Consider the following 14,899-nt stretch of genomic DNA (forward strand, 5'->3'; position numbering starts at 1 on the left):
TCAGGCGGCCGGCAGTGATGCGCGGCGTGCGGCCGGGGCTGCCCAGAGCAGTTGGGCGACGCCGATAGCGCGCTCCTCGAATCCGCCTTGGCAGTAACACAAGTAGAACTCCCAGAGGCGCTGAAAGGTGTCGTCATAGCCCAGCTCGACCAACGCGCTGCGCGACTGGCGCAAGTTGTCGCGCCAGTGCTGCAGGGTCCGCGCATAGTCCAGGCCGAAGTCCTCCATGTGCACCAGGTTCAACGTGGTATGGCGACTGGCGGTCTGCAGCATGACGCTCAAGGAGGGCAGGGCACCGCCGGGAAAGATATGGCGCTGAATGAAATCCACCGACCGTTGGGCCTGTTCATAGCGCTGGTCGCGGATGGTGATGGCCTGCAACAGCATCAAGCCGTCATCCTTGAGCAGCGTCGCGCAGCGGCGGAAGTAAACCGGCAGATAGCGGTGCCCGACCGCCTCGATCATCTCGATCGAGACCAGTTTGTCGAAGCGTCCGTCAAGGTCTCGATAGTCCTCGCGCAGGACGGTAATGCGTTCTTGCAGGCCAAGATCGCGGACGCGCTGCAGGGTATGGGCGTACTGCGCCTCGGACAATGTGGTGGTGGTCACCCGGCACCCGTGGTGGGTGGCGGCATGGATCGCCAGGCTACCCCATCCGGTACCGATCTCGAGCAGATGATCGTCGGGGCGCAGCGCGAGTTTGTCGCAGATACGCTCAAGCTTGTTCAGTTGGCCCTGCTCCAGACTCTGCTCAAGACTGTCGAACATTGCAGCCGAGTACATCATGGTCGGGTCCAGCAGCCGCTCGAACAAGGCGTTGCCCAGATCGTAATGGGCGAGAATGTTGCGTCGCGCGCCGCGCCGGCTGTTGCGGTTGAGCCAATGCAGCAGGCGCAGGATCGGACGGCCCAGGCGCGCCAACCCGCCTTCAAGCGCGTCGAGCACCTCCAGGTTGGCGACGAAGAGGCGGGTGACCGCGGCCAGGTCCGGACTGCGCCAGTAGCCGTGGACGTAAGCTTCGCCGGCACCGATCGAGCCGTTGGCAGCCACCATGCCCCAAGCTGCCTCGTCGAAGATTTCGACCTCAGCGTGAAGCGCGCTGCCGCCATCGCCGAACAGCCACTGCCGGTCCTGGCAGATCAGGCGCAGACGGCCTTGGCGCAGGTTGCGAAGTTGAGTGAGCACGGCGCTTCTGGCCAGGCCGCCGAATAACGGCGCCAGGCCAAGGGATTTGCTAGCGCTCAGAGTTGGATCGGACATGCTCGGACTCCTCGTGGACATGATGGCCAAGGTCTTGGCTGCTCTGACGGGTTGTGTGGGCGTAGAGCGGTGTGCGCTTGAGCAACAGACGCATGGCTTGCCAATAAATGGCGCCGAGGGTGCGCAGACTCATCCAGGGGAAGGCCAATATGTGGCGTCGTAGTGCTGCGCCATTCAGTGGCTGCCGCGTCAGAGCCAGGTCGGCCTCAAAGACTTTTTGCCCTTCGCGGCGGTTTTCCATGTGGATGCGCATGTGCGCGCCATCGATGTGGAAGCGCATGTGGTACTGCATGTCCATCGGCAGGAACGGCGAGACATGGAATGCCTTGGCGACCGAGAAATGCCGGGGCTGGCCGGGCAGCACCGACAACACGTAGTGAAAGCGCTCACGCCAGGGTGTGTTACGCACCTCCAGCACAATCGCCGCCAGGAGGCCATCGCTGTCGTGGCAAAAGTAGAAACTGACCGGATTGAATGAAATCCCCCAACTGCGCGGCTGGGTCAGCAAATGAATGGTGCCGCACGGCGCCTGGCCCAGGGCCTTGGTCACCACTTCGCGCACAGCTTCCTTCAAGGGCATACCGCGACAGGTCCAGGCTGGCAGGTAATCGGTTTCTCGCCAGCACAACGGCGCCCAACGAGAAGCACCGAGTAACGGAGACAGGCCCAGCAGCAGTTCCTGTTCGTCCAGATCCAGGTAAAGCATGCCGCTGCGATAGCGGAATCCATGGAACCGCGGCACCAGACGCCGGTGGCTGACCCAACCGTAACAAAGGCTGCTGTTCACAGGCGCTCCCCGAACCTTTGGGCGACGTTCAGTGCGCTGACCACGCCATCCTCATGGAAGCCGTTTGCCCAGTAAGCGCCGCAGAAGTAGCTGTGCCGGTTGCCCTGTAGTTCACCCTGGCGAGCCTGGGCCGCCATGGCGGCAAGGCTGTATTGAGGATGTGCATAATTGAAGCGTGCCAGCACCTGCGACGGGTCCACGCAATCGCCCTGATTGAGGCTTATGCAGAAGGTTACCGGGGCGTCGAGGCCTTGCAGAATGTTCATGTTATAGGTCAAGGCCGCCGGGGCGTGCGCGGGGCCGCCGAGGCGATAGTTCCAGCTGGCCCAGGCCTTGCGCCGGCTGGGCAGCAGGCGGGTGTCGGTGTGAAGCAATACGTCGTTGGCGGCGTAGTCGAGGGCACCCAGCACCTCGTGCTCGGTGGTCGTCGGGTCCTCCAGCAGCGCCAAAGCCTGATCGCTATGGCAGGCGAACACGACCTTGTCGAAACGCTCATAGCCTGCGGCGCTAGTGATTACCACGCCGGTGTCGTCCCGGCGGACGCTTATCACCGGGCAATTGAGCCGAATGCGCTCGCTGAAGGTCTTGCACAACGGCTCCACATAGCTGCGCGAGCCACCCTCGATCACTCGCCACTGTGGCCGCTGGCTGATCGAGAGCAGGCCATGGTTGCGAAAGAAACGGATGAAGAAGTGCAGCGGGAAGCGCAGCATATCGGCCCTTGATACCGACCAGATGGCCGAGCCCATGGGGACGATATAGTGATGGACGAAACGCTGCCCGTAGCCTCCCTTGCACAGGTAATCGCCAAGGCTCATGCCTGGTTCAATGCGGTCGCCGTCAAGGTCTGCTACTGCCTGGCGGTTGAAGCGCACGATATCGCGCAACATGCCCCAGAAGCCCGGCGACAGCAGATTGCCGCGCTGGGCGAAGAGGGTGTCCAGGTTATTGCCGTTGTATTCCAGGCCGCTGTGCGGATCGTTCACGGAAAAGCTCATCTCGGTGGGGCGCGAGACAACCCCGAGGCGATCCAGCAAGCGAATGAAGTTGGGATAGGTCCAGTCGTTGAAGACGATGAAACCGGTGTCCACGGCATAGCGCTGGCCGTGCCATTCGATGTCGACAGTATGGGTATGACCGCCGATCCAGTCAGCCGCTTCGAACACGGTCACCTCATTGCGACGTGACAGCAGATAGGCACAGGTCAGCCCAGAGATCCCGCTACCGATGATGGCGATACGCATGTGACGCTATTCCTGTTCGGTTCGCGCCAGTCGACGGCCCAGGGCCAGGCGCCAACGCGCTGGCAGGGCGCCAAGCAAGCGCAGGACGAGAATGAAGAGGCGGGGAAAGTTGATTTCCAACGGTCGGCGCGTCAGGCGCGCGACGACATGCCGGGCGGCGCGGTCGGCCGTCCAGAGTTGTGGCATGGCAAAGGCGTTGCGCTGAGTCAGGGGGGTGTCGATGAACCCCGGGCTGACCAACGTTACATCAATGCCTTCGGCGCATAGATCCAGGCGCAGGGATTCGACAAGATAACGCAGGGCCGCCTTGGAAGCGCCATAGGCTCCAGCCCGCGGCAGCGCCAGCCAGGTCACCGAGCTGCCGATCACTACCAGGTGTGGTCGTTGCCCGCGGCGCAGCAGTGGAAGGGCCGCCTGCAGGCAGTAACTGACCCCCAGCAGGTTCGTGCGCATCACGCGCTCGACTGTCTGGGCCTCGAACATGCCCGGCACAAGGTATTCGCAGGTGCCGGCGTTCAGGATCACCAGGTCCAGTGCGCCCCATGCATGCTCGATGTTCTCGCAGATAGCCGAGACCTGCAGTGGGTCAGTCACATCGCCGGTAGCGAGCAGGGCCTCAGGGTACCTCAGCACCAGCGGCATCAGTGCCTCCGCCCGCCGGCCACCCAAGGCCACCGTATGACCTTGCTCCAGCAGCTGTTCAGCCAGAGCGGCGCCGAGGCCGCTGCTGGCCCCTGTCAGCCAGCAGCGGCTCATGCGAGCCTTCCCTTGATCCAGCCGATCACCCCGCCAAGAACCGGGACGTGCTCGTAGAGCAGGGCGCCGGCATCGAAGTAGTCGTGGTGCAGGTAGACCTGTTTCGCCCAGCGCAGGTGGCTGCAGCCTTGCAGACTGATCGGCTGGCCACGGGACAGGCGTGGATGACGAAAATGCAGGTTCCAGCGCAGGTAACCGTGTCCAGACGCGGTCTCATCCACATCAAGGAGGTCATAGCGGATATCCTGGACGTTGTTGTACAGCTTTTCGAAGTAACTGCGCAGTGCCGGCAAGCCATCAAGCTGATGCAAGGGATCACGAAACTGCACGTCGTTGCTGTATAGCTCGCCCAGTCGGTCCAGGCAATCAGCGTTCAGCGTTGCGAACGTGTCAGCGAAATGGTGGAGATATGCAGACATGGCAGGCTCCAGGCAAAATTGTACAAGTCGAAAAAACTGTACAGGTTTACCTGAATCCTACGGCGAAAATTGTACAAGTCAATATTCTTGTACACTTTTTATGCCGGTCGTGGCGCAAAGGGTGTCAGCCACCAGCCGTGGCCAATTGACGGCGAAGCTCGGCCACTTCGATCTCAAGGGACTGAATCCTTTCCAGAGCGGCAATCTTGTCGCTGACGTCGTGCTGTATGCCAATGTAGTAGGTCAATTGGTCGGCATCATTGTGCACGGGAGTGATAGACAGTTCGTTCCAGAACGGGCTGCCATCCTTACGATAGTTGCGCAGCACCTGACGGCAAGGCTGACCGAGGCGGATGGCATCGCGGATTGCCTCCAGGCTGGGCTGAGCATGATCGTCGGCCTGCAGGAACCGGCAATCCTGATAGAGAATTTCGTCGGCACTGTAGCCCGTCAGGCGCTCGAAGGCAGGGTTGGCATAGATAAGGATGCTGTCATTGCCTTCCTGCTCGGCCACGACGATGCCGTCATTGGAGGCTTCGACCATAAGTTGCAGGAGTTTGGCGTCAATCATGGGCTGGGCTCGCTGTGGATCGTTGGTTTGCCCCAAAGCGTAGTCTTCAGTGACAGCCATGCCTAGAGGGCAGGGCGCAGGGACGCCGGACATCGATTGGTGCTGGTTAAAAAGTGCCATGCCTGGTTTAGAATGCCGACACACTCAGGATGCAACGACTTTCAATGACCGAGCCCATCGAATCCGCCTCCGACGACGTCTTGCTCCCCATGCGGGAAGTCGCCAGCCTGACCGGCGTCAACCCGATCACCCTGCGGGCATGGGAGCGCCGCCACGGGCTGATCCGACCCGTACGCACTGTGGGTGGGCATCGCCTGTATTCGCAACAAGACATCGAACATATCCGTAACATCATGCTCTGGACCAGCCGGGGCCTGCCCATCAGCAAGATAGGCGCTTTGCTCGTACGGCAGCAGGACACGTCCGGTATTACTGTATCAGGCTCGGTCGAAGCCCCCCTGGTTCAATGGCAAGAGGCAGTTCATCGTGCCACACAGGCTTTTGATGGCGCTGAGCTGGAGCGCCTTCACGGGCAAATATTCACGATCTACCCGAAGGCTACTGTACTGGAGGATATTTTGCTGCCGGTCTGGCGCAGCCTCGCATCAGGCAGTGCTTTCGGCCGACGCAGTCAGTGGCTGTTCCTGGACGCCTTCTTGCGCGCGCGGATGTTATTGCGACTGCAGATGAACCAGAGCAACGGTGCGTGCGTGCTGCTGGCAGACGGCTCGGGCCATGCGCATGAACTGGAGCTGTTGTGTGCCGGTTTGTTGATGAGTAATGACCAGCTGCACATCGAGGTGCTGGGAACGGGCCAGCCCCTGGAAGAACTGCCGTTGCTGTGTAAAGCGATTCAGCCCGCCGCGCTGGTGCTATGGGTCCAGGCGCCACTGCAGGCAGATGCGCACAAGCGCCTGCGGGCCCTTCAAATGGGCGTTACGTGCCCAGTGGCTTTGGCCGGCGACGCAGCTGTCGCTTCTTCGTCAGAGTTGCGTGGTTCTTCGATTGCCATTTTGGGCGATGACGAAGCGAGCATTTTGCCCAGGCTGGAAGCCTTGGTAAGGGGGAGGCTGCAAATTTGAATTCAGTTGCGTGTTCAGTTCGAACGCTTCATTGCCATGCGTCGCGAGCTGGTCGACTGCCTGAAATCAGCATGATTGCTGGGCGGCTGGTACGGGTACCTGGCGAAGAATTGCCCCGCATGCAGGTGCTATCACCTAACCAATTCTTATAGCGATGCCCTGACCACCAATGGACAATCAACTGGCTGGGCTCCCGATTCCTCGAGGGTCTCGATCAGGTGCCGGGCAGCCTTGCGACCGATCTCGTAGTACGGCAGTTGCACCGTGGTCAGCGGCGGGATGAACAGCTCAGCAATACCGATCATGTTGTCGTAGCCGAGCACGGCGACATCGTCGGGAATATTCAGGCCACGGCCCAACAACAGCTGATAGGCACAAAAGGCAATACGGTCGTTGCCACAGATCAGAATGTCGAATTGGGGACGACCCTCAAAGATGTGCCGGTCGAGGATGGCTGCGGTTTCACCATAGGCGTCATGATCGGAAAGGTCGTATTGCAGGAGCGCATCAGGCGCCAGTCCGAATGCCTGACAGGCACGCTCCATGCCTTTTTGTCGCAGACCCCAGGCTAGACTCTCTTTTGGCAGATTGATACACAGAGGGCGCCGATAGCCCTGGCTCAACGCATGATGTACCGCTCGATACTGCCCCGTTTCGTCGTCTGGCACATAACTCACCAGGTGACTGTCATCTGCCAGGCAATTGGCGAGTACCAGGGGTTTGCTCTTCAAGCGCTCGGGAATGCTCACGTGGCGAAACCCCATAGCACTGAAGATCAACCCGTCGGGACGGTGCGACAACATCAGGTCGATGTTCTGGTCGGTGGGCGGATTGCTTAGCAGGTTGAGGATAAATACATTCCAGCCGGCTTGCTGCGCGGTCTGTTCGATGGACAGCAGCAGCTCGACCGCGAACGGTGTGGTCGCGGTGTCCAGCGCGAACACACCGATGGTGCGCGACTGGAGGTTGTCGCCGCGCATCTTGCGCGCCGACAGGCTCGGTACGAATTGCAGTTCATCAATGGCGCGACGTACCCGCTGAAGGGTTTCGGGGCTCAGTTTTTCTGGATTGTTGAGCGCTCGAGAAACCGTCATCAGAGACACGCCGGCCAGTTGTGCAACGTCTTTCACTGAAGTCATGCGAGGCGAAACCGGTCAGGTTGACGCAGGATCATGACACATGGCCTGCGCTTCTCGCGACTCGAATGACACTGATCATAGCCATCCCGAGGCGAGAGGCCATGCCCTGGGAATCGAGACACGCCCGCCAGTCCCGCTTGCAAGAAGCTTCACACCCAGACTATCGGGCTGTGGGTAGATGCGACTGCTGAGGCTGAAGCGCCCGTTTTCGTCGAACACCTCAATGGACGAGCGATCGAGGAACACACGCAATGCCAATAACTCTTCTGTCGGGTCTATCGACACGCTGCGCTGATCCGTGACTTGCGCACCCGAGCGGCTGCGGTCAAGCACCAGACGCTGCAACGCCGCATCGTAGTAGAGCAAAGTTTGTTCATGGCCATCCTCGCTGCAGCGCAAGGCGATGCCCAGGTGTCCGTCGGTGCAGCCGAGTAAATCCAGGTGCACATGGATTTCGAGCATATCGCCGTTCACTTCTGGCACCCACCGGGTTCCCGACGCCTCCCACCACGGCGTACTCGGCAATAGCGTCTTGCGCAGGGCGGTGAGTTCCCGTGCCGGAAACACGCAAAGGCGATCTGCGCACAGTTCAAGTTCGCGTGGCAATCCGAGCATGCCGCACCAGTGATGGGCCTGGCTCGGCATCGGGCTTTCCCACATGTCGAGCCATGCCCACACAAGGCGCCGACCATCGGCGGCCAGCAGCGTCTGCGCGGCATAGAAATCGTGGCCGTTATCCAGCTCGATAAAAGGCCCGCCGGTGAAGTGCCATTCGCTGTCGAGTCGGCCCACTCGATAACCGGTCTGGTACTTGTTGAGCCGTCCGTAATCCAGGGGTTGCATGCCCTGAGGGGAGTACAGCAGCACATCGCGTCCGTTCAGTCGGAACAGATCCGGGCACTCCCACATATAGCCATCGCCCTCGCTGCCACCGGACACATAGTCAAGGAACTCCCAGACGTGCAGATCCGTGGAACGGTACAGCGGGAGCAGCGGCCTATCGCCCCGACGTGCGCCGGCAATGAGGTACCAATAGTCATCCTCCTTCCATACCTTGGGGTCACGAAAGTGCATGATGGTGTCTTGCGGCGCGGTCTCGATGACTGCGCCATGCTTGACGAACCGGACACCGTCGATGCTGGTGGCCAGGCACTGGACTTGACGGATGAAGCGTTCGTCACCCACTTCCCCCAGCCAAGTGTGTCCGGTGTAGATCAGTGCCAAGGTTTCTCCGCACACCACCGCGCTACCGGAAAAACAACCATCGCGGTCGAAGTCATCGCCGGGTGCCAGCGCAATGGGCAGATGTTGCCAATGGACTAGATCGGCACTCTTGGCATGCCCCCAATACATCGGGCCCCATTTCGCTTCGAAGGGGTAGTGTTGATAGAAAACGTGATATTCGCCACGAAAGTACACCACCCCGTTAGGGTCGTTCATCCAGCCCGCCGGGGGGGCGATATGATAACCGGGTCGATAATCCTGGATGACGCGAGACAGGCCGTCACTCAGTGCGCGCTGCGCAAGGTCAAGGGAAGAAGACTTGGGATCGCTCATAGTATTCAAAGGCAAGGTCATAGGGCGTGTACTCGGACTGAGCGCAGAGAGGCTTCATTCGGCAGGTTTTCCATGGTTTTTGGACGGCGCTCCAAGGCCGTGCCGTCGTCGTCGAACAGGTGCAGGTTGTCGATGTCCAGCTGCGGTTCGACCCGATCGCCCACCTGCCATCCGGCGCTGACCTCACAACGACAGATCAGTGGCTCATCCTGACCTGTTTCGAGGTGCACATACGTTTCGCTGCCCAGGTATTCGACCCCGGTCACCACGATCCCGCCGGTTCCCTCAGCCGCTTTGAGCGAAATGTGCTCCGGGCGAATCCCCAGGCTCAGCATTGTGCCCGCCGCCAGGTTCGAGCTGTCGAAGGGCAGGGCGGTCATACCCAAAACGGGAGTGTCGAGCAGGCTGGTTGCGCCCGGGGCATGCAGGCGCGCCGCCAGGAAGTTCATTTTGGGCGAACCGAGAAAACCGGCGACAAAGCGGCTCGCTGGGCGCTCATAGAGTTCGCGCGGTGAGCCGACCTGCTCTACGCGACCGCCATTGAGCACAACAATTTTGTCGGCCAGGGTCATCGCCTCCACTTGATCGTGGGTGACGTAGATCATGGTCGAGCCCAGTCGATCATGCAGCCGGGCGATTTCGTTGCGCATCTGCACCCGCAAGGATGCATCCAGATTGGAGAGCGGCTCATCGAACAACAAAATGTCCGGCTCCCGTGCCATGGCTCTGCCCATGGCTACACGCTGACGCTGTCCTCCAGACAGTTCCTTTGGTTTGCGTTGCAGCAATTTGTCCAATTGAAGTATCTGCGCTGTTTTCAGCACGCGTTCGCGCAGACTGGTCTTTTCGGTCTTGGCCAGTTTGAGGCCAAAGCTGATGTTGTCGTAGACGCTCATGTGCGGGTACAGCGCATAAGACTGAAACACCATGCCGACGCCACGCTCGCGCGGTTCCAGGTCGTTGACCCGTCGCCCGTCGATCAGCAGGTCGCCGCCGCAGATCGAATCCAGTCCGGCGATCAGTCGCAGCAGGGTCGACTTTCCGCAGCCCGAAGGGCCAACGAACACTACGAATTCACCCGCAGCGATCTCCAGGCTAACGTCGCGAAGAATCCGCACGCCGCCCAATTGTTTGTTCACGTTGTCCAGTTTCAATTTGATCACAATGCTGTTCCTTGTAGTTGTTGGGCATCAACCCTTTAACGCGCCGGCAGTGAGACCGGAAACGATTCGGCGCTGGAAGATCAGCACCAGAATCACCAGTGGGACGGTGACCAGCACCGATGCGGCCATTAACAGCCCCCACGGCAGCTCATGGGGGCTGCCGCCGGAAATCAAGGCGATGGCGACCGGCACGGTGCGTTGCGTGTCGGTGAGGGTGAAGGTCAAGGCAAACAGGAACTCGTTCCACGCGGCGATAAAGGCCAACAGGCCAGTGGTAACCAGTGCGGGCCATAGCAGTGGCAACAGCACCCGGGTAAGCGTGACCCAGGGTGAAGCGCCATCCATGATTGCCGCTTCTTCCAGTTCATGTGGCAGTTGGCCCATGAACGTGGTCAGCACCCAGACGGTGAAAGGCAGGGTGAAAATCGTGTAGCTCAGGATCAATGCCCAAGACGTGTTGTATAGGCCCAGGGCGCGTATCACTTCAAACAGCCCCGACAGCACAGCGACCTGGGGAAACATCGACACGCCCAGAACCATCATCAATACCGTGCCACGTCCACGGAATTTCACCCTTCCCAAGGCATAGGCGGCGGTGACACTGAGGAACAACGCCAGCGTCACAACGCTAAGCGCAACCACCAGCGAGTTACCGATAGCCCGCAGGAATGAGGCTTGGTGGAGTACCGCCGCGTAATTGGAGAAGTCGGGGCTTTCGATCCAGTAGCTCACCTCGAACAAGGCACTGGACGGCTTAAGCGAAGTCACGATGGCGTAATAGAAAGGGAAGACCGCATACAGCAACAAAACCCCGATCAGGCACCAGAATCCGAGGCGCAACAGCGCTTTTTTCAATAGGCGCGGGCTCATGACCGAACCTCCATTTGACGGCGTCCGAGGTAGAGATAAAGCATGGCAATTACCGCAACGACCAGAAACAACAGAGTCGAGGCCGCGCTGCCATAGCCAACATCCTGGAACTCCACCAGGTGTTGGCGGGCATAGACCGACATGCTCATGGTGCTCGAAGAATTCGAGGTCAGCACATAGATGACGTCGAATACCCGCAGGGAATCCAGGATGCGGAAGATCGCCGCCACCAACAATGCAGGCATCAACAGTGGAAGCGTGACACGCCAGAACACTTTCAGCGGATGAATGCCGTCGACCCTGGCGGCTTCGTAACAATCGCTCGGCAACATCTGCAAGGCAGCCAGCATCAGAAGCGTGACAAAAGGTACGGTCTTCCAGACGTCGACGATGATGACCGCCCACATCGACAGGTCCGCATCTGCCGTCCAGGCCAGGGGAGCATCAATCAGGCCGACGCTCAGCATCATGTGATTGATGATGCCGAACTGGTCGTTGAGCATCCATGACCAGATCTTCGCCGAGACAATCGTAGGAATCGCCCAAGGAATCAGAATCAGCGCACGCACCAAGGAACGGCCGGTGAACTTGATGTTCAACAGCAACGCCACCAGTAGCCCCAGGACGACTTCCAGTCCCACCGACACCACGGTGAAATGCAACGTGTTGCGCACAGCGTTCCACCATTGAGGATCGACCAGGACACCCGACCAGTTGGAACCGTTGTGGAACAGATAATTGCTCAAGCCTACGAAGGATCCACCACGTGTGTCCGCCAGGGTGGCATCAGTCAGGCTGAACCAGAATGTACGCAGTAGCGGCCAGGCGGCCACGAGGGCCAGACATAGCAACATCGGTGTCAGAAACAGCCAGGCGGCGCGTACTCGGCGACGCTGTACAGGCGTTTCCCTGGTGAGCAGGAGCTCGTCACAGGGAGCATGGGTAGTAGAGACAGACATGGTGATTTCCTTCCTTGTGGCTTACCAGTTCCGGCGTTTGATGCGCGTGAGTTCGCTTTCCAGTTCGGCCAGCGCCTGATCGACAGGCAACTCGCCCGCCAGCACGCCATGTACTCGATCGAAGAACGCATTGGAGACCCGGGGATAGCGATCGGCGGTTATTGATGCGGGGCGCATGACCCCTTCGTTGAGAATGCTGAGAAGTTGACTGTAATAAGGCATTGCCGCGAGCAGCTCGGGATCTTGATAAAGCGACTCGATAACCGGGTTATAGCCGCCTACCAAAGCTCGATGTTTTTGCTGCTGGACACTGGTCAGGTAGGTCACCAGTTCTGCGGCAAGTTTTGGATTGGCGCTGTAACGCGATACCGCCAGACCCCAGCCACCGAGGGTGGATGCATGGGTGCCGGTCTCGCCGCCGCGGGGCAGGGGGGCGACCCCGACCTTGTCTTTTACGGCACTGTCCTGGCTTTGCACCAAGGCCCAAACATACGGCCAGTTACGCATGAACAGCGCATTTCCCGACTGGAACACGCCACGGCCTTCCTCCTCGGTGTAATTGAGTACGCCACGCGGGGAGATGTCTCCTACCCAGCTTTTCGCCAGGGTCAAAGCCGTTCTTGAGGCCTGACTGTTGACCACGATGTCGCCTCGTGGGTTGACCAGCCCGCCTTGCGGTTGGCTGCTGATCCACTCCAGCGCATTACACGTCAGGCCCTCGTAGGCACGCCCCTGAAAGATGTAACCCCACGCATTGGGGTTCCCGGCAGTGCGCTCGGCCTGTTGAATATTCCTGGCGGTAGCGGTCATTTCCTCCCACGTCTGGGGAACCTGCTGGTTGTACTTCTCGAGCAAGTCCTTGCGGTAATACAGCAAGCCCGAGTCCGTGAACCATGGCATCGTCACCAGCCGTCCGTTCACCGTGGCGTTATCCACCTGTGCCTGGAAATAGCCTTGAGTCGCGTTGGCGGGCAGCACCTCGCGCAGATCCATCAGATGTTTGGCCAGCATTCCCGGCCACACCATATCGATTTGAATGATGTCGATGTCGGCGGACTGCGCACTGAGGATCTGCTGGTAGAACGACAACCGCTCGGTCGCCGAGTTAGGCGTGGAAACCACCTCGACGTTGTTGCCGGTCTGTTTCGACCACGCCTCGACAGCCTCCTTGCAGAGTTGTAACTCCGCACCCACCGCACCGCACGAGATCGTCAAATTGGCTGCGCTCGAGAGAGATGGAAGCCCGGCACAAAGGGTGAGCAGTGCTGCTGGAAGGAGAGATCTGAGCTGTTTCATAAAGCGCCCTTTATTTTTGTTTTTAGAAAAGTTAACGTTAACATCGCCAAATGTAGCAGCGTATTTGCGATGAGGCATCCTTTTTTTCGTCGATTGCGACAATTCACAACTCACGAAAAATGGCCGCTCGCGGGAACAAAACAATAAAAACAAAACAGGGAAATCCACATGCAGAAAGCACCAGGCTGGCTACTCGCAGGCGTGCTCGGCACATCAGCGGCAACCTCTCAGGCCGCGACTCTGGAAGAACGCATGGCCGCATTTGAAGCCCGTACCAGCGCAGCGGAAAAGCGTGCAGCCGCAGCCGAACAGCAAACCCAGGCACTCGCCAGGGAATTGCAGCAAATCAAACTCGCAGCTCCCGCTTTGCAGCCCGCTGCGTCTACTGCCGCAGCCATTTCGGCGCCTGCTTTGGACACCCGACTGGCAAAACTCGAAGCCCGTCAGCAAAGCATGGAAAAGCAGGGCAGCAGCGGCCACCTCACGGACGGCTTCAGCTTCAAGGGTTATGCCCGTTCCGGATTGCTGATCAACGACAGGCTAGGTGGTGGTCGTGGCGGCCCTTATGCAACCCCAGCCGGTTCAGTCGGTGGTGCAGTCGGGCGACTCGGCAACGAAGACGACACCTACATGCGCATAGACCTGTCGAAAGAAACCTATGCGCAGAACGGCACCCGTTCCAAATTCACGGTGTCCATCGCCGATGGTGTGGAAAGCTCCAATGACTGGACGGCCGACGAGAGTAATCTGAACGTGCGTCAGGTCTTTACCGAACTCGATCATCTCGCCGCCTTCAAGGGCAACTCAGTGTTCGAAAACGCCACGCTGTGGGCAGGCAAGCGATTCGATAGAGACAATTTCGATATCCATTGGCTGGACTCAGACGTGGTCTATTTGGCCGGCACCGGAGGTGGCATCTACGATGTGCAGATGAACAAGAATTGGCGCTCGAATTACTCCCTGATCGGGCGTAATTACGGGGATTTCAGTGAAGGCGGTATCAACGCCGATGTGGAAAGCTACATCCTGACCTCCAACCAGTTCTTCGACAGTGGTCATTGGCAGTGGATGTTCAACGCCGTTGGCTCAAAGAAAAACGACATTGGCACTCGCAGCAATGAAGCAGGTCTGACGCCTGCGGATTCCGGCTTGCACAGCATGCTGGCCAATCATCAGAAAAACTTTTTCGGCAGGGAAGGCTTCTTCAAAACGGCGCTGCTCTATGGGCAAGGTCTGGGAGCAGAGGTCAAGAACGTCGGCTCGGATGGTGAACTGATTGAAGATGCCCGCGCTCTGCGTCTGGCACTTTACGGCGAGACACCCATTGCGCCTGGTTGGCGCATCGGCCCCAGCTTGCTGGCCGAACAAAGCAAGGATAGATACGTCAAGGGTGACAATTACCGCTGGATGACGCTGAACATGCGTTTGGCCAATGCAATCACCAGCAATTTCGAGATGGCCTACGAAATGAGCTGGCAAACCATGAACCTCGACCCCAAGGACTATCTACAACGTAATGCGGTCGACGGTAACTACTGGAAATTCACGATCGCCCCGACATTCAAACCTGACCTTGGAGACCTGCTCACTCGTCCCGAACTGCGTGTGTTCGCAAGCTTCATGAATTGGTCTTCGGACCTGGACAGATACAGTACCTCAGACGCCTTCGGCAAGACGGACTTCAACGCCGGAGGTGTATGGCAATACGGTATACAAATGGAAACCTGGTTTTAATGTTTGAACGCGTCGGCCAACACGCCTTCAGCTCATCGATCCCTGCTTTTCACCAAGCGTAT

General features: G+C 59.1%; 14 protein-coding genes. 2 read left to right on the forward strand and 12 right to left on the reverse strand.

Annotated elements, in window-relative coordinates:
• The 6 genes from ACA054_RS14865 to ACA054_RS14890 all read right to left on the reverse strand — a co-directional run bounded on the left by ACA054_RS14865 (position 1) and on the right by ACA054_RS14890 (position 5,037).
• Positions 1-1,260 (reverse strand): class I SAM-dependent methyltransferase, encoded by a 1,260-nt coding sequence (locus ACA054_RS14865; protein WP_497690072.1) that lies wholly within the window; start codon positions 1,258-1,260, stop codon positions 1-3.
• The gene (locus ACA054_RS14870) at positions 1,235-2,047 is read right to left on the reverse strand and encodes a DUF1365 domain-containing protein (RefSeq protein WP_497690073.1); all 813 of its coding nucleotides are present in this window, start codon (positions 2,045-2,047) and stop codon (positions 1,235-1,237) included. The genes ACA054_RS14865 and ACA054_RS14870 overlap by 26 nt, the downstream gene beginning before the upstream one ends.
• On the reverse strand, positions 2,044-3,291 hold the full coding sequence (locus ACA054_RS14875) for an NAD(P)/FAD-dependent oxidoreductase (RefSeq protein ID WP_497690074.1): 1,248 nt from the start codon (positions 3,289-3,291) through the stop codon (positions 2,044-2,046). The genes ACA054_RS14870 and ACA054_RS14875 overlap by 4 nt, the downstream gene beginning before the upstream one ends.
• Positions 3,292-3,297: 6 nt before the next feature.
• Positions 3,298-4,047: an SDR family NAD(P)-dependent oxidoreductase gene (locus ACA054_RS14880; protein WP_497690075.1), complete on the reverse strand. Its 750-nt coding sequence runs from the start codon at positions 4,045-4,047 to the stop codon at positions 3,298-3,300.
• Positions 4,044-4,466, reverse strand: a complete 423-nt coding sequence (locus ACA054_RS14885) for a nuclear transport factor 2 family protein (protein WP_497690076.1) — start codon at positions 4,464-4,466, stop codon at positions 4,044-4,046. The genes ACA054_RS14880 and ACA054_RS14885 overlap by 4 nt, the downstream gene beginning before the upstream one ends.
• Before the next feature lie 124 nt (positions 4,467-4,590).
• Complete coding sequence (locus ACA054_RS14890; RefSeq protein ID WP_497690077.1) at positions 4,591-5,037, reverse strand: PAS domain-containing protein; 447 nt, start codon at positions 5,035-5,037, stop codon at positions 4,591-4,593.
• A gap of 176 nt (positions 5,038-5,213) precedes the next feature.
• Between ACA054_RS14890 and ACA054_RS14895 the strand changes: the two genes are divergently transcribed.
• On the forward strand, positions 5,214-6,119 hold the full coding sequence (locus ACA054_RS14895; protein WP_497690302.1) for a MerR family transcriptional regulator: 906 nt from the start codon (positions 5,214-5,216) through the stop codon (positions 6,117-6,119).
• 146 nt (positions 6,120-6,265) lie between these two features.
• On the opposite strand, the gene ACA054_RS14900 is transcribed toward ACA054_RS14895, so the two are convergent.
• From ACA054_RS14900 to ACA054_RS14925, 6 genes are all read right to left on the reverse strand, one after another.
• Positions 6,266-7,258, reverse strand: a complete 993-nt coding sequence (locus ACA054_RS14900) for a LacI family DNA-binding transcriptional regulator (protein WP_497690078.1) — start codon at positions 7,256-7,258, stop codon at positions 6,266-6,268.
• A 75-nt stretch (positions 7,259-7,333) separates the two neighbouring features.
• A complete protein-coding gene (locus ACA054_RS14905; protein WP_497690079.1) occupies positions 7,334-8,836 on the reverse strand; it encodes a glycoside hydrolase family 32 protein in 1,503 nt (500 codons plus the stop codon).
• Positions 8,833-9,978 carry an ABC transporter ATP-binding protein gene (locus tag ACA054_RS14910; RefSeq protein ID WP_497690080.1) on the reverse strand — a complete coding sequence of 382 codons (1,146 nt, stop codon included), beginning with the start codon at positions 9,976-9,978 and terminating at the stop codon, positions 8,833-8,835. The genes ACA054_RS14905 and ACA054_RS14910 overlap by 4 nt, the downstream gene beginning before the upstream one ends.
• A 27-nt stretch (positions 9,979-10,005) precedes the next feature.
• Positions 10,006-10,848 carry a carbohydrate ABC transporter permease gene (locus tag ACA054_RS14915; protein ID WP_497690081.1) on the reverse strand — a complete coding sequence of 281 codons (843 nt, stop codon included), beginning with the start codon at positions 10,846-10,848 and terminating at the stop codon, positions 10,006-10,008.
• Complete coding sequence (locus ACA054_RS14920) at positions 10,845-11,807, reverse strand: carbohydrate ABC transporter permease (protein WP_497690082.1); 963 nt, start codon at positions 11,805-11,807, stop codon at positions 10,845-10,847. The genes ACA054_RS14915 and ACA054_RS14920 overlap by 4 nt, the downstream gene beginning before the upstream one ends.
• Positions 11,808-11,828: 21 nt before the next feature.
• Complete coding sequence (locus ACA054_RS14925; protein WP_497690303.1) at positions 11,829-13,103, reverse strand: ABC transporter substrate-binding protein; 1,275 nt, start codon at positions 13,101-13,103, stop codon at positions 11,829-11,831.
• Between the two features lie 168 nt (positions 13,104-13,271).
• On the opposite strand from ACA054_RS14925, the gene ACA054_RS14930 reads away from it, so the two are divergent.
• Positions 13,272-14,837 carry a carbohydrate porin gene (locus ACA054_RS14930; protein ID WP_497690083.1) on the forward strand — a complete coding sequence of 522 codons (1,566 nt, stop codon included), beginning with the start codon at positions 13,272-13,274 and terminating at the stop codon, positions 14,835-14,837.
• Positions 14,838-14,899: the final 62 nt, after the last annotated feature.

Source organism: Pseudomonas sp. LBUM1653, assembly GCF_059716115.1.

Excerpts from the sequence above, each read along its gene's own strand:
- ACA054_RS14925 (WP_497690303.1), bottom strand. The coding sequence starts at position 13,103 with ATGAAACAGCTCAGATCTCTCCTTCCAGCAGCACTGCTCACCCTTTGT.
- ACA054_RS14930 (WP_497690083.1), top strand. The coding sequence starts at position 13,272 with ATGCAGAAAGCACCAGGCTGGCTACTCGCAGGCGTGCTCGGCACATCA.
- ACA054_RS14905 (WP_497690079.1), bottom strand. The coding sequence starts at position 8,836 with ATGACCTTGCCTTTGAATACTATGAGCGATCCCAAGTCTTCTTCCCTT.
- ACA054_RS14875 (WP_497690074.1), bottom strand. The coding sequence starts at position 3,291 with ATGCGTATCGCCATCATCGGTAGCGGGATCTCTGGGCTGACCTGTGCC.
- ACA054_RS14900 (WP_497690078.1), bottom strand. The coding sequence starts at position 7,258 with ATGACTTCAGTGAAAGACGTTGCACAACTGGCCGGCGTGTCTCTGATG.
- ACA054_RS14865 (WP_497690072.1), bottom strand. The coding sequence starts at position 1,260 with ATGTCCGATCCAACTCTGAGCGCTAGCAAATCCCTTGGCCTGGCGCCG.
- ACA054_RS14890 (WP_497690077.1), bottom strand. The coding sequence starts at position 5,037 with ATGATTGACGCCAAACTCCTGCAACTTATGGTCGAAGCCTCCAATGAC.
- ACA054_RS14880 (WP_497690075.1), bottom strand. The coding sequence starts at position 4,047 with ATGAGCCGCTGCTGGCTGACAGGGGCCAGCAGCGGCCTCGGCGCCGCT.
- ACA054_RS14885 (WP_497690076.1), bottom strand. The coding sequence starts at position 4,466 with ATGTCTGCATATCTCCACCATTTCGCTGACACGTTCGCAACGCTGAAC.
- ACA054_RS14920 (WP_497690082.1), bottom strand. The coding sequence starts at position 11,807 with ATGTCTGTCTCTACTACCCATGCTCCCTGTGACGAGCTCCTGCTCACC.
- ACA054_RS14915 (WP_497690081.1), bottom strand. The coding sequence starts at position 10,848 with ATGAGCCCGCGCCTATTGAAAAAAGCGCTGTTGCGCCTCGGATTCTGG.